General features: G+C 70.9%; 12 protein-coding genes. 8 read left to right on the forward strand and 4 right to left on the reverse strand.

Annotated elements, in window-relative coordinates:
• The first annotated feature begins 672 nt into the window (after nt 1–672).
• The 8 genes from ACZ47G_RS34320 (at nt 673) to ACZ47G_RS34355 (ending at nt 13,393) form a co-directional block, all read left to right on the forward strand.
• Entirely contained in the window at nt 673–1,182 is a 510-nt protein-coding gene (locus ACZ47G_RS34320; RefSeq protein ID WP_465749531.1) for a MauE/DoxX family redox-associated membrane protein, read from the forward strand.
• Between the two features lie 58 nt (nt 1,183–1,240).
• On the forward strand, nt 1,241–2,104 hold the full coding sequence (locus ACZ47G_RS34325) for a DsbA family protein (RefSeq protein ID WP_465749533.1): 864 nt from the start codon (nt 1,241–1,243) through the stop codon (nt 2,102–2,104).
• Nucleotides 2,105–2,224: 120 nt separating this feature from the next.
• Nucleotides 2,225–3,220 carry a prolipoprotein diacylglyceryl transferase gene (gene lgt / locus ACZ47G_RS34330; protein WP_465749535.1) on the forward strand — a complete coding sequence of 332 codons (996 nt, stop codon included), beginning with the start codon at nt 2,225–2,227 and terminating at the stop codon, nt 3,218–3,220.
• Between the two features lie 162 nt (nt 3,221–3,382).
• Nucleotides 3,383–4,105, forward strand: coding sequence for a VIT1/CCC1 transporter family protein (locus ACZ47G_RS34335; protein ID WP_465749707.1), 723 nt, complete (start codon nt 3,383–3,385; stop codon nt 4,103–4,105).
• Between the two features lie 426 nt (nt 4,106–4,531).
• Nucleotides 4,532–9,145 carry a glutamate synthase large subunit gene (gltB, locus tag ACZ47G_RS34340; RefSeq protein WP_465749709.1) on the forward strand — a complete coding sequence of 1,538 codons (4,614 nt, stop codon included), beginning with the start codon at nt 4,532–4,534 and terminating at the stop codon, nt 9,143–9,145.
• The gene (locus ACZ47G_RS34345) at nt 9,138–10,598 is read left to right on the forward strand and encodes a glutamate synthase subunit beta (RefSeq protein ID WP_465749537.1); all 1,461 of its coding nucleotides are present in this window, start codon (nt 9,138–9,140) and stop codon (nt 10,596–10,598) included. Before gltB ends, ACZ47G_RS34345 begins: the two co-directional genes overlap by 8 nt.
• Before the next feature lie 422 nt (nt 10,599–11,020).
• Entirely contained in the window at nt 11,021–11,887 is an 867-nt protein-coding gene (locus tag ACZ47G_RS34350; protein WP_465749539.1) for a helix-turn-helix domain-containing protein, read from the forward strand.
• Between the two features lie 48 nt (nt 11,888–11,935).
• Entirely contained in the window at nt 11,936–13,393 is a 1,458-nt protein-coding gene (locus tag ACZ47G_RS34355; protein ID WP_465749541.1) for an aldehyde dehydrogenase family protein, read from the forward strand.
• Nucleotides 13,394–13,481: 88 nt separating this feature from the next.
• Here the strand turns inward: ACZ47G_RS34355 and ACZ47G_RS34360 are convergent, their stop codons facing one another.
• From ACZ47G_RS34360 to ACZ47G_RS34375, 4 genes are all read right to left on the reverse strand, one after another.
• Nucleotides 13,482–14,414, reverse strand: a complete 933-nt coding sequence (locus tag ACZ47G_RS34360; protein ID WP_465749543.1) for an AraC family transcriptional regulator — start codon at nt 14,412–14,414, stop codon at nt 13,482–13,484.
• A gap of 33 nt (nt 14,415–14,447) precedes the next feature.
• Nucleotides 14,448–15,374, reverse strand: a complete 927-nt coding sequence (locus ACZ47G_RS34365; protein ID WP_465749545.1) for an NADP-dependent oxidoreductase — start codon at nt 15,372–15,374, stop codon at nt 14,448–14,450.
• Nucleotides 15,375–15,511: 137 nt separating this feature from the next.
• On the reverse strand, nt 15,512–16,072 hold the full coding sequence (locus ACZ47G_RS34370; protein ID WP_465749547.1) for a Uma2 family endonuclease: 561 nt from the start codon (nt 16,070–16,072) through the stop codon (nt 15,512–15,514).
• A 74-nt stretch (nt 16,073–16,146) separates the two neighbouring features.
• Nucleotides 16,147–17,982, reverse strand: a complete 1,836-nt coding sequence (locus tag ACZ47G_RS34375; protein WP_465749549.1) for a bifunctional metallophosphatase/5'-nucleotidase — start codon at nt 17,980–17,982, stop codon at nt 16,147–16,149.
• Nucleotides 17,983–18,168: the final 186 nt, after the last annotated feature.

Below are 18,168 nucleotides of genomic sequence, written 5' to 3' on the forward strand. Positions count from 1 at the left end.
GTCTGAAAATCACCCGTCACGCCCCTCTCCGCACCCACCCCCTCCACCGCCCCCTCCCGCAGCGCGTCCCTCTCGCCTGGGTCGGGTGGGAGGGGGAGGGGTGTGGGGGAGGGGGAGGTGGGTGGGCGGGTGGGTGGGTGCGGGTTGGGGTGCGGGGGTGGCGTCAGCGTGGGGGCGGCCCCGAACGGGTGAACAGGGGCGGCGACACGCATCAGGCGGGGTTGACCGGCGTTGAGTGGAGGGACGAGTGCACGAACCACGTGTACGGGGGTTGCCGAGCTAGCGAAGGGGTGAGCCGGTGGCTGGTCTGCATCGGGCCGTGCTGCTGCGGGCGGCGGCGGCTGCGCTGGCCCTGGGGGCGGCGGTCGGGGCGCATACGGAGGTGGGGCAGGCGTTGGCCAAGCGGGGGGCCGAGCGGGCGGAGCGGGATGCGGTGGCCTGTGCGGAGGCGGCGCGGTGGGATGCGGCGGAGCGGGCGGCCCGGGGGCCGCGGGAGGGGCGGCCGGAGGTGTTCGATCCGGGCCGGATGCCGGGGTGCCGGTGACGGAGGGGTGTTCGAGGGAATCGGACGGAACGTCACTCGTCCGGCTTAATTCGTGAATCCGGAGGAACCGGGGTTCATCCCCTACGGTTCGTCAGGAAGTGAATGAGTTTCCCGAGGGGGGTTCCCTGATGGCCGGGCCGGCAGTGCAGTCCGGTGGCTCCGCGCCCGCGCCGCGGCGGGTGCCGGTCTGGAGCGAGTGGGTCGGTACTGTCGCGCGGCTCGGTCTGGCGGTGGTCTGGGGGTGGGCCGGGCTGGCGAAGATCGCCGATCCGGCGGAGGCCGCGCAGGCGGTCCGGGCGTACGAGATCCTGCCCGAGGGCCTGGTCAAGCCGATCGGCTACGGGCTGCCGTTCCTGGAGCTGGCGCTCGCCCTGCTGTTGGTGATCGGCCTCGGTGTCCGGCTGGTCGCCGGGGTGTCGGCGCTGCTGTTGCTCACCTTCATCGCCGGGATCGGCTCGGCCTGGGCGCGCGGCATCTCGATCGACTGCGGCTGCTTCGGCGGTGGCGGGCACGTCGACGCCTCGCAGACCGAGTACCTGCAGGAGATCCTGCGCGACACCGGGTTCCTGTTGCTGGCCGGGTGGCTGCTGTGGCGGCCGCGCACCCGGCTCTCGGCGGACGGCTGGCTGGCGAGCTGACCGCCACATCCCCATTCCCGCACCTGACGAAGGCCCCCCGACCGTGGATGTCAAGGCAATGAGCGAGAAGAACCGAGAAGGCAAGCGCACCGCCCGTGAGCGGATGCTGGAGCAGCGGGCGTCCGAGGAGGTGACCTCCCGGCGCAGGAAGAAGCTGATCGTCGGCGGGGCCGTGCTCGCGGTGATCGCCGCCGCCGTGGTCACCGGCGTGGTGGTGCAGAACCAGCGCTCCAAGCCGGAGACCCCGACCGCCGCCCCGGCCGGAACGATCGGTGACAAGAACCTGGTGGTGCCGGTCGGCGCGAGCAACGCGCCGTCGGTGCTCACGGTGTACGAGGACCCGCGATGCCCGGCCTGCGGGATCTTCGAGCGGGAGTTCTCGTCGACCGTCGATCAGCTGGAGGACGCCGGGAAGATCTACACGAACGCCCATGTGGTGTCGTTCATCGACCGGGCGGTGCCGGGCAAGGGGTCGAAGAACGGGGCCAACGCCCTGGCCTGCGCCCAGGACGCCGGGCACTTCCGGGACTTCCACGACGTGCTGTACCGGAACCAGCCGGACGAGACGAACGACGCCTTCGGCAACAAGGCCGTGCTGCTGAACCTGGCGAAGCAGGTGAACGGGCTGGACACACCGGAGTTCCAGGCGTGCGTCAACGACAACAAGTACGGCGGGTGGGTGTCCGCGGTGCAGCAGGACTTCGACAAGTCCAGCTACAAGTCGACGCCGACGGTGCTGCTCAACGGCAAGCCGATCTACCCGAAGAACGGCGACGAGGAGATCACCCCGGCGAACCTGGTGAAGTGGGTGGACGCCGCCAACCAGGGCAAGCAGTTGGGTACGGCGGGTTCGAACGGGCAGAGCCCGGCGCCCACCGCCGCCGCTTCGGAGGCCAACAACCCTTCGCCGACCGCCGGCTGAGGCAGGCCGAACGCCGCCGTCCCCTTCCGATCGGGAGGGGACGGCGGCGTTCGTTGTTCGGTTTCTGTGACCCCGGGGGTGTCCGATGGGGACGTCGGACCCTGTAGCGTCGGAACTGCCATGGATATCGCCTACATTCCCAGCCCGTCGCGGGGCGTCCTGTACCTCGGACCGATCCCGCTGCGCGCCTACGCCTTCTGCATCATCCTCGGGGTCGTCGCGGCCGTCTGGCTCGGCAGCAAGCGCTGGGTCGCCCGGGGCGGTGCCAAGCACACCGTCGGTGACATCGCCGTCTGGGCCGTGCCCTTCGGCCTGGTCGGCGGCCGGCTGTACCACGTGATCACCGACCACCAGCTGTACTTCGGCGAGGGGAAGAACCCCTGGAACGCCTTCAAGATCTGGGAGGGCGGCCTCGGGATCTGGGGCGCGGTCGCGCTGGGCGCGGTCGGCGCCTGGATCGGCTGCCGCCGCCGGGGCGTGCCGCTGCCCGCGTACGCGGACGCCATCGCGCCGGGCATCGTGCTCGCGCAGGCGATGGGCCGCTGGGGCAACTACTTCAACCAGGAGCTGTACGGGCGGGCGACCACGCTGCCGTGGGGCCTGGAGATCCACAAGACGATGCCCGACGGCGAGGTCGTGAACGGGGTCTTCCACCCGACCTTCCTGTACGAGTCGATCTGGGACGTCGGTGTCGCGCTGCTGGTGATCTGGGCGGACCGGCGCTGGAAGCTGGGGCACGGCCGGGCCTTCGCGCTGTACGTGGCCGCGTACACGGTGGGCCGGTTCTGGACCGAGTGGCTGCGGATCGACGAGGCGCACGTCTACTTCGGCCTGCGGCTGAACGACTGGACGTCGATCGTGGTGTTCATCGGTGCCGTGGTGTACCTGGTGGTCGTGGGGAAGAAGCGGCCGGGCCGCGAGGACCCGGCGAGCATCGACCCCGAGACGTACATCGGGGTGGTCGGGGGCTCGGACGGGGAGAAGGCCGAGGCCGAGAAGCCGAGCGAGACGGTGGACGGCGAGAAGGCGTCCCGGATCGTGGACGGCGACGCGGCGCCGGAGCAGGCCGCCGCGGTGGCGGAGAAGACCGGCAAGGACGCCAAGAACCCGATCTGAGCAGGCACGTTCGCTGACTGAGGCTGCCCTTCGCGAGAGCTGCGAAGGGCAGCCTCAGCATCGTTCGGGAAGCCTTACTTTGCTGGAAATGCCCAGGTCAAGGGGGCTACGGTCGGGGCGACGAACGAAAGACGGAGGGGAACGACCGTGACTGCGAGCACCCTGGAAACCGAGCCCGCCCAGCACCCGCGGATACCCGCGGCCGACCACCACCGGGACGTCAACGGCGGCTGGCTGCGGCCCGCGGTGTTCGGCGCGGTGGACGGCCTGGTGTCCAACTTCGCGCTGATGACCGGGGTGGTCGGCGGCGCGGCGTCCAACGGCACCGTGATCCTGACCGGGCTGGCGGGCCTGGCGGCCGGGGCCTGTTCGATGGCGGCGGGGGAGTACACCTCGGTGGCCTCGCAGCGGGAGCTGGTGCAGGCCGAGATCGAGGCCGAGCGGCTGGAGCTGAGCCGCAACCCGCAGGGCGAGCTGGCCGAGCTGGCGCAGCTGTACGTCTCGCGCGGGGTGGAGCCGGAGCTGGCCCACGAGGTGGCGCGGCAGCTGTCCCGCGATCCGGAGCTGGCCCTGGAGATCCACGCCCGGGAGGAGCTGGGGATCGACCCCACGGACCTGCCCTCGCCGCTGGTCGCGGCCGGCTCGTCCTTCCTGTGCTTCGCGCTCGGCGCGCTGTTGCCGCTGCTGCCGTACCTGCTGGGGGCGACCTCGCTGCTGCCCGCGCTGCTGCTGGCGGCGATCGGGCTGTTCGGCTGCGGGGCGGTGGTGGCCCGGGTGACGGAGCGCAGCTGGTGGTTCAGCGGGCTGCGGCAACTGGTGCTGGGCGGGGCCGCGGCCGGGGTGACGTACCTGCTGGGGTGGCTGATCGGCGGGCACGTGGGCTAGTTCCGGGGCGCAGCGCTGCATGACTATGCCGGGCAATGCGTGACGTTTCACACATGGACGTCGCGGGTTGCCCGGCATCGTCTCATCATCCGGGCCTCGGAGCCGCGGATTCGCATCCGTTGGCGGGGGTCTCGGGATGGAATCCCAGGCGTCCATGATCGGCTTATGTGGCGATCCGGTTTCGCCCCTGTTTCAGGCCGAGGGTCGTTGGGCACAATCGTCGGAGCGTGCACTGTGGCACGCCCTCTCTCCCAGCCCCCTGACCTGCGTGTCCGTCCGCCATGTGGACGGGATATTCCGCTTCTCGGGATCCTGGGCATCATGTAACTTGCACGACACCGCACCATCGCATCAGGGCCAACGTCGTCCCTACTTGCACCAACTTGCCGAAAGACGACGACGGGAGAGCCGATGCTGTCTGCATCCATGCACTCCGCCAACGAGCCTCAGGCCGGCGCCGCCCGCCAGCCGTACGCGCTCGTGCCGGATGCGCGACCTGCTGCTCAGGGCCTGTACGACCCGCGAAACGAGCACGACGCCTGTGGCGTCGGTTTCGTCGCCACGCTGACCGGCATCGCCGACCACACGATCGTCGAGCAGGCGCTGACCGTCCTGCGCAACCTGGAGCACCGGGGCGCCACCGGCGCCGAGCCGGACTCCGGTGACGGCGCGGGCATCCTCACCCAGGTCCCGGACGCCTTCCTGCGCGGCAAGGTCGACTTCGAGCTCCCGGCCGCCGGGGCCTACGCGGTGGGCATCGCCTTCCTGCCGGACGAGGACGACGCCGCTGCCGCCGCCGTCGCCCGGATCGAGGCGATCGCGGCGGAGGAGGACCTGACGGTCCTGGGCTGGCGCGACGTGCCCGTCACCCCGGACCTGCTGGGCTCCACCGCCCGCAGCGTGATGCCGCGGTTCCGGCAGGTCTTTCTCGCGTCAGCGCCTGTTGGACAGAGCCTGGGCAAGGAGGGCCTGGCCGGGATCGAGCTGGACCGGGTCGCCTTCGTGGTCCGCAAGCGGGCCGAGCGCGAGGCCGGCGTCTACTTCCCGTCGCTGTCCGCCCGCACCATCGTCTACAAGGGCATGCTGACCACCGGGCAGCTGGAGCCGTTCTTCCCCGACCTGTCGGACCGCAGCTACACGTCCGCCGTCGGCCTGGTGCACTCGCGGTTCTCCACCAACACCTTCCCGAGCTGGCCGCTCGCCCACCCGTACCGCTTCGTCGCGCACAACGGTGAGATCAACACCGTCAAGGGCAACCGGAACTGGATGCAGGCCCGGGAGTCGCAGCTGGCGACCGACCTGATCCCCGGCGACCTGAGCCGGATCTTCCCGATCTGCACGCCGGACCACTCCGACTCGGCCTCCTTCGACGAGGTCCTGGAGCTGCTCCACCTCGGCGGCCGCTCGCTGCCGCACTCGGTGCTGATGATGATCCCGGAGGCCTGGGAGAACCACGCCACCATGGACCCGGCCCGGCGGGCGTTCTACCAGTACCACTCCAACCTGATGGAGCCCTGGGACGGCCCGGCCTGCGTCACCTTCACCGACGGCACCCAGATCGGCGCCGTGCTCGACCGCAACGGCCTGCGCCCGGCCCGCTACTGGATCACCGAGGACGGCCTGGTCGTCCTCTCCTCCGAGGTCGGCGTGCTCGACATCGACCAGGAGAAGGTCGTCCGGAAGGGCCGCCTCCAGCCCGGCCGGATGTTCCTGGTGGACACCGTCCAGGGCCGGATCGTCGAGGACGAGGAGATCAAGTCCGCCCTCGCCGCCGAGCACCCCTACGGGGAGTGGGTCGCCGCCGGGCAGATCCAGCTCGCCAAGCTGCCCGAGCGCGAGCACATCGCCCACACCCACGCCTCCGTCACCCGCCGCCAGCAGACCTTCGGCTACACCGAGGAGGAGCTGCGCGTCATCCTGGCGCCGATGGCCAAGACCGGCGGCGAGGCGCTCGGCTCGATGGGCACCGACTCGCCGATCGCGGCGCTGAGCGAGAAGCCGCGGCTGCTCTTCGACTACTTCGTGCAGCTCTTCGCGCAGGTCACCAACCCGCCGCTGGACGCCATCCGCGAGGAGCTCGTCACCTCGCTGCTGTCCAACCTCGGCCCCGAGGGCAACCTGCTGGTCGCCGAGTCCGCCTCCTGCCGCTCGGTCGGGATCACCTTCCCGGTGATCGACAACGACGAACTGGCCAAGCTGGTCCACGTCAACGCCGACGGCGACCAGCCCGGGCTGAAGGCCGTCACGCTGTCCGGCCTGTACAAGGTCGCGAGCGGTGGCGAGGGGCTGGCCGCGCGGCTCGCCGAGATCGCCGCCGAGGCGGACGCCGCGATCGCCGACGGCGCGCGGATCATCGTGCTGTCCGACCGGCACTCCGACGCCGAGCACGCGCCGATCCCCTCGCTGCTGCTCACCTCGGCCATCCACCACCACCTGATCCGCACCAAGCAGCGCACCCAGGTGTCGCTACTGGTCGAGGCCGGCGACGTGCGCGAGGTGCACCACGTCGCGCTGCTGATCGGCTACGGCGCCGGGGCGGTCAACCCGTACCTGGCGATGGAGTCGGTGGAGGACCTGGTCGCCCAGAACGTCTTCATCCAGGGCGTCGAGGCCGAGAAGGCGATCAAGAACCTGATCAAGGCGCTCGGCAAGGGCGTGCTCAAGGTGATGTCCAAGATGGGCATCTCCACCGTCGCCTCCTACCGCGGCGCCCAGGTCTTCGAGGCCATCGGCCTCTCGCAGGACCTGGTCGACGGCTACTTCGCCGGCACCACCACCAAGCTCGGCGGGATCGGGCTGGAGGAGATCGCCCGCGAAACCGCCGCCCGGCACGCCAAGGCGTACCCGGCCTCCGGCATCCCGGCCGCGCACCGCGCGCTGGACATCGGCGGCGAGTACCAGTGGCGCCGCGAGGGCGAGCCCCACCTGTTCGACCCGGACACCGTCTTCCGGCTCCAGCACTCCACCCGCAACCGCCGGTACGACATCTTCAAGCAGTACACGGACCGGGTGAACGAGCAGTCCGAGCGGCTGATGACGCTGCGCGGCCTGTTCCAGCTGGACGGCCTCGGCCGGGAGCCGATCCCGGTGGAGGAGGTCGAGCCGGTCTCCGAGATCGTCAAGCGCTTCTCGACGGGTGCCATGTCGTACGGCTCCATCTCGATGGAGGCGCACGAGACCCTCGCCATCGCGATGAACCGCCTCGGCGGCAAGTCCAACACCGGTGAGGGCGGCGAGGACCCGGAGCGCCTGTACGACCCCGAGCGCCGCTCGGCGATCAAGCAGGTCGCCTCCGGCCGGTTCGGCGTCACCTCCGAGTACCTGGTCAACGCCGACGACATCCAGATCAAGATGGCCCAGGGCGCCAAGCCCGGCGAGGGCGGCCAGCTGCCCGGCCACAAGGTCTATCCGTGGGTCGCCCGGACCCGGCACTCCACCCCGGGCGTCGGCCTGATCTCGCCGCCGCCGCACCACGACATCTACTCGATCGAGGACCTCGCCCAGCTGATCCACGACCTCAAGAACGCCAACCCGGCCGCCCGCATCCACGTGAAGCTGGTGTCCGAGGTGGGCGTGGGCACGGTCGCGGCGGGTGTCTCCAAGGCGCACGCCGACGTGGTGCTGGTCTCCGGGCACGACGGCGGTACCGGTGCCTCGCCGCTTACCTCGCTCAAGCACGCCGGTGGGCCCTGGGAGTTGGGGCTCGCCGAGACCCAGCAGACCCTGCTGCTCAACGGGCTGCGGGACCGGATCGTGGTCCAGACCGACGGCCAGCTGAAGACCGGCCGCGACGTGGTCATCGCCGCGCTGCTCGGCGCCGAGGAGTTCGGCTTCGCGACGGCCCCGCTGGTGGTCTCCGGCTGCATCATGATGCGGGTCTGCCACCTGGACACCTGCCCGGTCGGCGTCGCCACCCAGAACCCGGTGCTGCGCGAGCGCTTCTCCGGCAAGCCCGAATTCGTGGTCAACTTCTTCGAGTTCATCGCCGAGGAGGTCCGGGAGATCCTGGCCTCGCTGGGCTTCCGCTCGATCGAGGAGGCCGTCGGCCGCGCCGAGCACATCAACGCCCAGAGCGCGATCGACCACTGGAAGGCCGCCGGGCTCGACCTGGCCCCGCTGTTCCACGTGCCGGCGCTGCCCGAGGGCGCCGCCCGGCACCGCACCACCGACCAGGACCACGCGCTGGACAAGGCCCTCGACAACCAGCTGATCACGCTGGCCGAGGACGCCCTGGAGCGCGGCGAGACCGTCCGGATCCAGCTGCCGATCCGCAACGTCAACCGTACGGTCGGCACCATGCTCGGCCACGAGGTGACCAAGCGGTACCGCGGCGAGGGCCTGCCGGAGGGGACCATCGACGTCACCTTCACCGGCTCGGCCGGGCAGTCCTTCGGGGCCTTCGTGCCCAAGGGGATCACCCTGCGGCTGGAGGGCGACGCCAACGACTACGTGGGCAAGGGGCTTTCCGGCGGCGTGATCGTCGTCCGCCCGGCCCGCGAGGCGGCGGCCATCGGCAACGACGCCCAGAACCACGTGATCGCCGGCAACACCATCGGCTACGGCGCCACCTCCGGCCGGATCCACCTGCGCGGCAAGGCCGGTGAGCGCTTCGCCGTCCGCAACTCCGGCGCCACCCTCGTCGTCGAGGGCGTCGGCGACCACGGCCTGGAGTACATGACCGGCGGCCGGGTCGTCATCCTCGGCGAGACCGGACGCAACCTCGCGGCCGGCATGTCCGGCGGCATCGCGTACGTCCTGGACCTGCGCCCCGCGAACGTCAACGACGGCCTGGTGGGCATCGAGGCCCCCACCGCCGCGGACCGCGACTGGCTGCGCGAGACCGTGCAGCAGCACTACGAGGAGACCGGCTCCACGGTGGCCGCCGAGCTCCTGGCCGACTGGGGCGGCGGGGTCTCCCGCTTCTCCAAGATCATGCCGACCGACTACAAGGCAGTGCTCGCCGCCAAGGACGCCGCTGAGCGCGATGGCCTCTCCGAGGCCGAGACCACTCGCAAGATGATGGAGGCGGCTAATGGCTGACCCCAAGGGCTTCCTGACCACGCCCAAGCAGCTGGCGGAGCGCCGCCCGGTCGACGTCCGGATCAGGGACTGGAACGAGGTCTACGTCGAGCGCAGCCTCCTGCCGATCATCACCAAGCAGGCCGGCCGCTGCATGGACTGCGGCATCCCGTTCTGCCACAACGGCTGCCCGCTCGGGAACCTCATCCCCGAGTGGAACGACCTCGCCTACCGGGACGACTTCACCGGCGCGATCGAGCGGCTGCACGCGACCAACAACTTTCCGGAGTTCACCGGCCGGCTGTGCCCGGCCCCGTGCGAGTCCGCGTGCGTCCTGGGGATCAACCAGGACGCGGTGACCATCAAGAACGTCGAGGTCACCATCATCGACAAGGCCTGGGACCGCGGCGGGGTCACCCCGCAGGTCCCGGAGCGGCTCTCCGGCAAGACCGTCGCCGTGGTCGGCTCCGGCCCGGCCGGCCTGGCCGTCGCCCAGCAGCTCACCCGGGCCGGGCACACCGTGGTGGTGTACGAGCGCGCCGACCGCGTCGGCGGGCTGCTGCGCTACGGCATCCCCGAGTTCAAGATGGAGAAGCGCCACATCAACCGCCGCATCGAGCAGATGCGGGCCGAGGGCACCCGGTTCCGCACCGGCGTGCACGTCGGCGAGGACATCACCGGCCAGCAGCTGCGCGAGCGCTTCGACGCCGTCGTGGTCGCCGCCGGCGCCACCACGGCCCGCGACCTGCCGGTGCCCGGGCGCGAGCTCAAGGGCGTCCACCAGGCCATGGAGTACCTGCCGCTGGCCAACAAGGTGCAGGAGGGCGACCTCGTCGACTCCCCGATCAGCGCCAAGGGCAAGCACGTGGTCGTCATCGGCGGCGGCGACACCGGCGCGGACTGCGTCGGCACCGCCCACCGCCAGGGCGCCCTCTCCGTCACCCAGCTGGAGATCATGCCGCGCCCCGGCGAGGAGCGGCCCGGGCACCAGCCCTGGCCCACCATGCCGATGACCTACAAGGTCACCTCCGCGCACGAGGAGGGCGGCGAGCGGATCTACTCCGTGAACACCACGCACTTCACCGGCGACGAGGACGGCAACGTCCAGGAACTGCACCTGGTCGAGGTCGAGTTCAAGGACGGCCGGTTCGAGCCCGTCCCGGGCAGCGAGCGCGCCCTCCCGGCCCAGCTGGTCACCCTGGCCATGGGCTTCACCGGGACGGACGTGCGGAACGGGCTGGTCGAGCAGCTGGGAGTGGACCTCGACGCGCGCGGTAACATTGCCCGCGACGGCCGGTTCGCCACCAATGTCGATGGCGTGTACGTCTGCGGAGACGCCGGCCGAGGCCAGTCGCTGATCGTCTGGGCCATCGCGGAAGGCCGTTCGGCCGCCGCCGCGGTGGACACGTACCTGGGCGGCAAGACCCCGCTTCCCGCCCCGATCCGGCCCACGGACCGCCCCCTGGTGGTCTGACGGTCCGACCGGCCCCCCGAACCCCCGGCGCCGCATCGCCGGGAGCTCAACCCGCTGCCCCCGCCAGCGTCGCCGGGCCAACGCGGTCTCCTGGCGCCTGCCCTCTTCCCCGACCAGTTGGAGGGCGGGCGCCGTCGCGTTCCCGGACGGGCGTCCCGAGGGGTGTCCCGGCGGCGTTCCCAGGTGGTTCTCACCTGGCGCCCCACCCGCCCCTCACGTCCCTGCCGCCAAGGCCCTCACCTGCCTCTTACCGACGGTCCCACCTGCGGTTCCGTCCGTGCACCGAAAGTCCGCTCACAGCGTTCTCCCAGGCTTCGCACCCCGGCCGGAATGCGTCCCGGGACGGGCTGTTGTTCGTCGGTGCCAGGTGGCAGACTGCGGCCGACGGCCGGGGGGCTGCGCGAGTGCGGAGGGTGACTTCGATGGGCACGACTCAGGCAGGCGGGGGTGCCACCGTACGGCGCCTGCTGCTCGGCAGCCAGCTGCGCAAGCTCCGTGAGGCCAGAGGCGTCAGCCGCGAGGAGGCCGGGTACTCGATCCGCGCCTCCGAGTCCAAGATCAGCCGGATGGAACTCGGCCGGGTCGGCTTCAAGGAGCGCGACGTCGCCGACCTGCTCACCCTGTACGGCGTCGACGCCGAGCAGGAGCGGGCCAACGTCCTCGGCCTGGTCCGGGAGGCCAACGCCACCTCCTGGTGGCACGACTACGGCGACGTGCTGCCCGGCTGGTTCCAGAACTACCTCGGGCTGGAGGAGGCCGCCGCCGAGATCCGCAGCTACGAGGTCCAGTTCGTCCACGGGCTGCTGCAGACCGCCGACTACGCCCGCGCCGTGATCACCGCCGGCGGCCACGTCGTCGAGGACAGCGAGATCGAACGCCGGGTGGAGGTGCGGCGCACCCGCCAGGACCTGCTCACCGCCGACCACCCGCCGCAGCTGCTCGCCGTCCTCGACGAGGCCGCGCTGCGCCGCCCCTGGGGCGGGCCCGAGCTGATGCGCGGCCAGCTCGACCGGCTGCTCGAACTCTCCGAACTGCCCAACGTACGGCTGCAGGTACGGCCGCTCGGCGGCGCCGCGCTCGGCGCCGAGAGCGGCGCGTTCAGCGTGCTGGGCTTCGCCGAGGCCGAACTCGCCGACGTCGTCTACCTGGAGCTGTTCACCACCGCGCTCTACGTGGACAAGCCCGCCGAGGTCGCCTCGTACCGGCAGGCGATGGACGGGCTGATCGCCGAGAGCCTCGGGCTCGAACAGACCCGCGATCTTCTGCACTCCGTACGCCAAGAGCTGTGACACATCAGTACGATGAGGTTCCATCAGGTCGGGCACGAGAGGGATCAGATGTCGTACTTCTCCGAGTTGGCGCTGCAGTACATCGACGGTGAATGGTGCAGCGGCAGCGGCTCCTGGGACATCGTCGACGTCGACCCCTACACCGGCGACAAGCTGGCCACCATCACCGTGGCCACGGTCGCCGAGGTCGACCGGGCCTACCGCGCCGCCGAGCGCGCCCAGCGCTCCTGGGCCGCCACCAACCCGTACCAGCGCCGGCTGGTGTTCGAGCGCGCGCTGCGGCTGGTCGAGGAGCGCGAGGGCGAGATCGTCCGGGCCATCATGGCCGAACTCGGCGGCACCGCGCTCAAGGCCGGCTTCGAACTGGGCCTGGTCAAGGACATGTTGCGGGAGTGCGTGCACCTGTCGGTGGCCTCCGAGGGGCGGCTGCTGCCCTCGACCGCGCCCGGCAAGGAGAACCGCCTGCACCGGCTGCCGGTCGGCGTGGTCGGCGTGATCAGCCCGTTCAACTTCCCGCTGTTCCTGGCCCTGAAGGCGATCGCCCCGGCGCTCGCGCTCGGCAACGGCGTGGTGCTCAAGCCGCACCAGGAGACCCCGATCGTCGGCGGCAGCCTGATCGCGAAGCTCTTCGAGGACGCGGGCCTGCCGCCCGGCCTGCTGAACGTCGTCATCACCGACATCGCGGAGATCGGCGACAGCTTCCTGGAGCACCCGGTGCCCAAGGTGATCTCCTTCACCGGCTCCGACCAGATCGGCCGGCACGTCGCCACCGTCGCCGCCGCGCACTTCAAGCGGTCCGTGCTGGAACTCGGCGGCAACAGCGCGCTGATCGTGCTGGACGACGCCGACGTCGACTACGCGGTGGACGCGGCCGTGTTCAGCCGCTTCGTCCACCAGGGCCAGGTCTGCATGGCCGCCAACCGGGTGCTGGTCGACCGCAGCGTGCTCGCCGAGTTCACCGAGAAGTTCGTCGCCAAGGTCGCCTCGCTGACCGTCGGCGACCCCAGGGACCCGGCCACCCACCTTGGCCCGCTGATCAACGCCGTCCAGGCCGACGCGATCAACGCCCAGGTCGACCAGGCGATCGCCGGCGGCGCCACCGTGCTGCTGCGCGGCGCCACGACCGGCAGCCTGATGGCGCCCACCGTGCTCACCGGCCTGGCCGAGGACGCGCCCATCCTGCAGCGCGAACTCTTCGGCCCGGTCGCCCTGTTGGTGCCCTTCGACGGCGAGGAGGAGGCCGTCCGGCTGGCCAACCACACGCCGTTCGGGCTCAGCGGTGCGGTGCACACCGCGGACATCGAGCGCGGGGTGCGGGTCGCCCAGCGGATCGAGACCGGCATGATCCACGTCAACGGCGGGACCATCGCGGACGAGCCCGGGGTGCCGTTCGGCGGGGAGAAGAACTCCGGGGTCGGGCGGCTCAACGGGGAGTCCACGGTGGACGCCTTCACCACGCTGAAGTGGATCTCGGTGCAGCACGGGCGGGCGCCGTTCCCGTTCTAGGGGCTGTTCCCGAGTTCGTGCTCGGGGCTGTTCTCGGGTCCGTGCTCGGGGCCGTGCTCGGGTTCGTGCTCGGGGCCGGTCTGCGGGGTCAGGCGGTGCGGGCCTCCCGGCGGTAGCCGCCGGGGGCCAGGCCGAACTCCCGCTTGAACGCCTTGGCGAAGGCGTACTCCGAGCCGTACCCGGTCCGCGCGGCCACCGTCGTCAGCGGTGCCTCCGACTCGCGCAGCAGCTGGGCGGCGGTGGTCATCCGCCAGCGGGTCAGGTACGCCATCGGCGGCTCGCCCACCATCGAGGTGAAGCGGCGGGCGAAGGCGGCCCGGGACAGGCCGGCCCGGTCCGCCAGGGACTCCACCGTCCACGGGGTGGCCGGGGCCTCGTGGATGGCGGTCAGGGCGGGGGCGACGGCGGTGTCCCGCAGCGCCGCCGCCCAGCCCGCGGCGGCCGCGGCGGGCTGGTCCTCGAACCAGGCCCGCAGGATGTACAGCAGCAGCGAGTCGATCAGTGCCGGGACGATCCCGACCGAGCCGATCCGAGGGTTCTCCAGCTCCGCTCCCAACAGCTGGACGGCGGCGGCCAGTTCGGGGTGGCGGCCGTGCCGGGTCGGCAGGTGGATCAGGGTCGGCAGCTGGCGGACCATCGGGTGCGGGCGGCCCTGGTCCAGGTGGTAGTTGCCGCACAGCAGGCTGGTGCGGGCGCCGTCGCCGCCGACCGACAGGGTGCCGATCGGCGAGCCGTTGTCGACCCGGCAGGCGTGGGAGTCCACCGGCGGGGTGTCCGGGTGGTCGGCCAGTACGTGGCCGCCGCCGTCGCGCAGGAAGACGATGTCGCCGGGGCTGAGCGGCACCGGCTCGTGCTCCCCCGGCCCCAGCGGGAGCAGCCAGCAGGTGCCGTACAGCACCACGTGGAACCCGGCGCCGAGCACCGGGGGCAGGCGGAGGGCCCACGGTGCCCGGCCCTCGGTGCGTACGGAGGACGGATGTGCCGTCCGCATCGAACCCAGCGCCTCGGTCAGGATGTCCATGGTCCGCCCCCGCCCCCGTGCAGTCGGCTCCGGTCAGTCAACGGTCAGTACGACCTTGCCCTGGACGGTACCGGAGCCGACCAGCTCGTGCGCCCGGCCGGCCTCGGCGAGCGGGAACACCTCGGCGACGTACGGGCGGATCCGGCCCTCGTCCACCAGGGCGGCGATCGCCTCCAGCCCGGCGTAGTCGGGCTCGACCGAGACGCCCGCGAAGCGGCGCCCGGCGGCCTCGATCTCGGCGGCCAGCTCCTGGTTCCAGTGCTCCATGATGGTGACCAGGGTGCCGCCCGGCTTCAGCACCTCCAGGGCGCGGGTGCCCTCGGAGGAGGAGTCGAAGACGACGTCGACGTCCCGGACGGCCTCGGTGTAGTCCGTGGTCCGGTAGTCGATCAGCTCGTCGGCGCCGATCTCCTTGAGGAAGGCGTGCTTGGGCTCGCTCGCCAGCGCGATCACGTACGCGCCACGGGCCTTGGCGATCTGCACCGCGAGGTGGCCGACGCCGCCCGCCGCGCGGTGGACCAGCACCCGGTCGCCCTCGCCGACCTTCGCCAGGTCCACCAGGCCCTGCCAGGCGGTCAGCGCGGCCAGCGGCAGCGCGGCGGCCTGGGTGTGGTCCAAGGTGGCGGGCTTGCGGGCCAGTTGGCGGGACGGCGCGGCCACGTACTCGGCGTAGCCGCCGGCCGCCCGGGGGAAGAACGGCATCCCGTACACCTCCTCGCCCACCCGGTACCGGGCCCCCGGGCCGACCTCCTCGACCACCCCGGACACGTCCCAGCCCACCGTGAACGGCGGCTCGCCCAGCAGCGGGAACGCCCCGGCCCGCACCGCCACGTCCACCGGGTTCACCCCGGCGGCCTTCACCCGCACCAGCACCTCGCCGCTGAGCGGCTTCGGGCGCTCCACCTCGGCCAGCTGCATGACCTCGGGGCCGCCGAACTCCTTCTGCACGATCGCTCGCATCGAACTCTCCCTCATCCGGTCAACACCGGCCCCCCGTGGGGCCGTTCTCGATGTGTTCAACGGTAGGGGGGGTGGGCGAGCGGCTGAATATCCTCAAGTCTCGGCTGGATGTCCGATCGTCTCGCAGAGGGAGCGGCTCAGGCGGGATAGCGGACGAGACCGTTGGTGACGAGCTCGAAGTCGAAGGGGGCGGGGATCGGCACGCGGTCGCCGAACTTGCCGTTCCACTGCTGGTGGTAGCCGCTGTCGGACGGCTCGGAGTAGAGCGTGATGTCGCCCTCGCGCGGGTCGATGAGCAGGTACAGCGGGATGCCCATCAGCGGGTAGTCGCGGACCTTGCCGACCAGGTCGTTCTCCGGGTTCGACGGCGAGACGATCTCCACGGCGATGGCGGCCTGTTCGGCGGGAGTCTGGTTGCCAGCCGACTCCAGAGGGATGTAGGTGAGGTCGGGGTTGCGCAGCTTTCCCACGTTGGGGGAGGTGAGGTCCGTGTTCTCGCTCGGCATCATGTTGGCAGGCTCGTGCGCCTCGAACTGCCTGCGGATCAGCAGGAGGTTGCGCTGATGGATCGCGGACGGTCCGGCCGTGATGATGATCTCGTCGCCGGAGATCTCGATCTTCCATCCGGCCGGGGGCGTCAGGCTCTGCGCGTACTCGAGCAGTCGGGCGTGGCGGTCGGGAACCTGGAACTCGCGCATGGCTCCATTCTTCCCCCGAGAACGGCACGAAGGCCGTCTGCCCGGGGGCAGACGGCCTTCGTGGAAAAGTGCGACTAGAACACCGGCTGGCCGGCGCGGACGAGGCGCCAGGAGTCGGTGAAGAAGTCGGCGGGGTCGATGACGCCCTTGGCCTTGACCCAGGCGATCATGGTGTTGCGGATCTCGTCGGAGTTCGTCCAGACGACCTTGGCAGTGGCGACATGCGGGAAGTTGCCGCCGCCGTTGGCGCGGTAGTTATTGACCGCGAGGACGAACTGGGCGTTCGGGTCGATCGGCTTGCCCTGGTAGCCGAGGTTGACGATCCGGCTGCCCTTGGGCTGGGAGACGTCGATGTCGTAGCTCAGGCCGTACACCGAGTCGTAGTTGTAGTCCGGGGTGTCCTCGGCGTTGGTCAGGGTGTCCTTGTTGACCGGGGCGCCCACGGCGAGCTGGTTGTAGTACTTGGCCGAGAACTCCAGGTAGTCCTTGAGCTGGGCGCCCGTCAGGATGCGGGCCTCCAGGGTGTTCTCGTAGATGTACAGGCCGGCCGCGTCGCGCAGCTTGACCTGGCCGGAGGGGATCAGCGCGGTGCGGTTGAACGGGGCGGCCTGGGCCAGGACCGGGAGGTTGGCGTACTGCCCGCCCGCCAGGGCGGCCTTCACGGCGTCGGCCTGGACCTTGCCGATCAGGTCGACGATCGGGGTGGCCTTGAACCGGGCGTCGGCGATCGACAGCTCGATCTTGCTGGTGCCGATGTTCTGGTTGACGTACGCCACGACCTTCTTGTGCTGGTCGACGATGGCGTCGCTGATCTCCGGGTTCTCCGGCACGGTGTTGGAGTTCAGCACCCGGGAGGAGACCGAGGCGACCTTCCAGTGGCCGTCGGCGAACTCGACCTCGAAGTCGAAGCAGCTCAGGCGCTGGCCCCAGCACAGCGGCTCGGAGAGCACGACGGTCCTGCCGGTCTTCTTGTTGACGATGAGGCGCTGCGCGACCTCCTTGTGGGTGTGGCCCACCAGCACCGCGTCGATGTCCGGGACGGTCTCGGCCATCTCGCCGGAGGCGTCCTCGGGCCAGGGCAGCTGGTCGCCGTAGGTGGTGGCCTCGTCGATGCCGGAGTGGGCGGAGACCACGATGACGTCCGCGCCCGCGGCCTTCATCCGGGGCACGTACTTGGCGGCGGTCTCGACGATGCCCGGGAAGACCATCTGGCCGGCGACGTTGGCCTTGTCCCAGATCGCGATGCCCGGGTTGGTGAGGCCGAGGATGCCGACCTTGAGCGGGGTGTCCTCGTCCAGCCACACCTCCTTGATCACGTACGGCTTGAAGGCCGGCTTCTCGTTCTTCGCGTGCAGCGCGTTGGCGCCCAGCAGCGGGAACTCCAGCTGGTCCTCGAAGGCCTTCACGGTGGGGATGCCGTAGTTGAACTCGTGGTTGCCGAGCGCGGCGGCGTCGTAGCCCATGAGGTTCATGGCGACGGCCATCGGGTGGTCCGGCACGTTGTCGCCGTCGGTGGCGATCGGCTCGATCCGGGCGTAGAAGTAGGTCAGCTGGGTGCCCTGGATGATGTCGCCGGAGTCGATCAGCAGGCAGCGGTCCCAGCCCTTGTCCTCGCGGACCTGGTTGGCCAGGGTGGAGATCTTGGCGAGGCCGACCGCGTTGTGGGCCTTGTCGACGTACTCGGCGTCGGTGAAGTAGTCCCAGTTGAGCACCCGGCCGTGCAGGTCGGTGGTGCCCATGACGGTGAAGGCCTGGCGGCGGGGCTTGCGCTTGTTGCCCTTGGCGGCCGCCGTGTCCGGCTCGGCGGCCGCGGCGGCGGGGGCGGCGGCGACGACGGCTCCGCCGGCCAGGGCGGCACCGGCGGCGGTGGCGGCGGACCGGGTGACGAAGTCACGGCGGTTCAGCGACATGGACGACTCTCCCGAGTGGGGAATGACGGCGGATGGGCCGTCAATTTGTGTGCTTATGAGGTGCGTGGCGCGTCCGCGGATGCGGTGACGCGCGTAGAAGGACGCGCGTAGAAGTGTGCCGTGCGGGCCGGGCCGCTGGATAGCCCTCCGACGTTTCCAGCAGGTGAGATCTTGGCGACTCGTTCG

The organism is Kitasatospora sp. NPDC030952 (genome assembly GCF_055571335.1).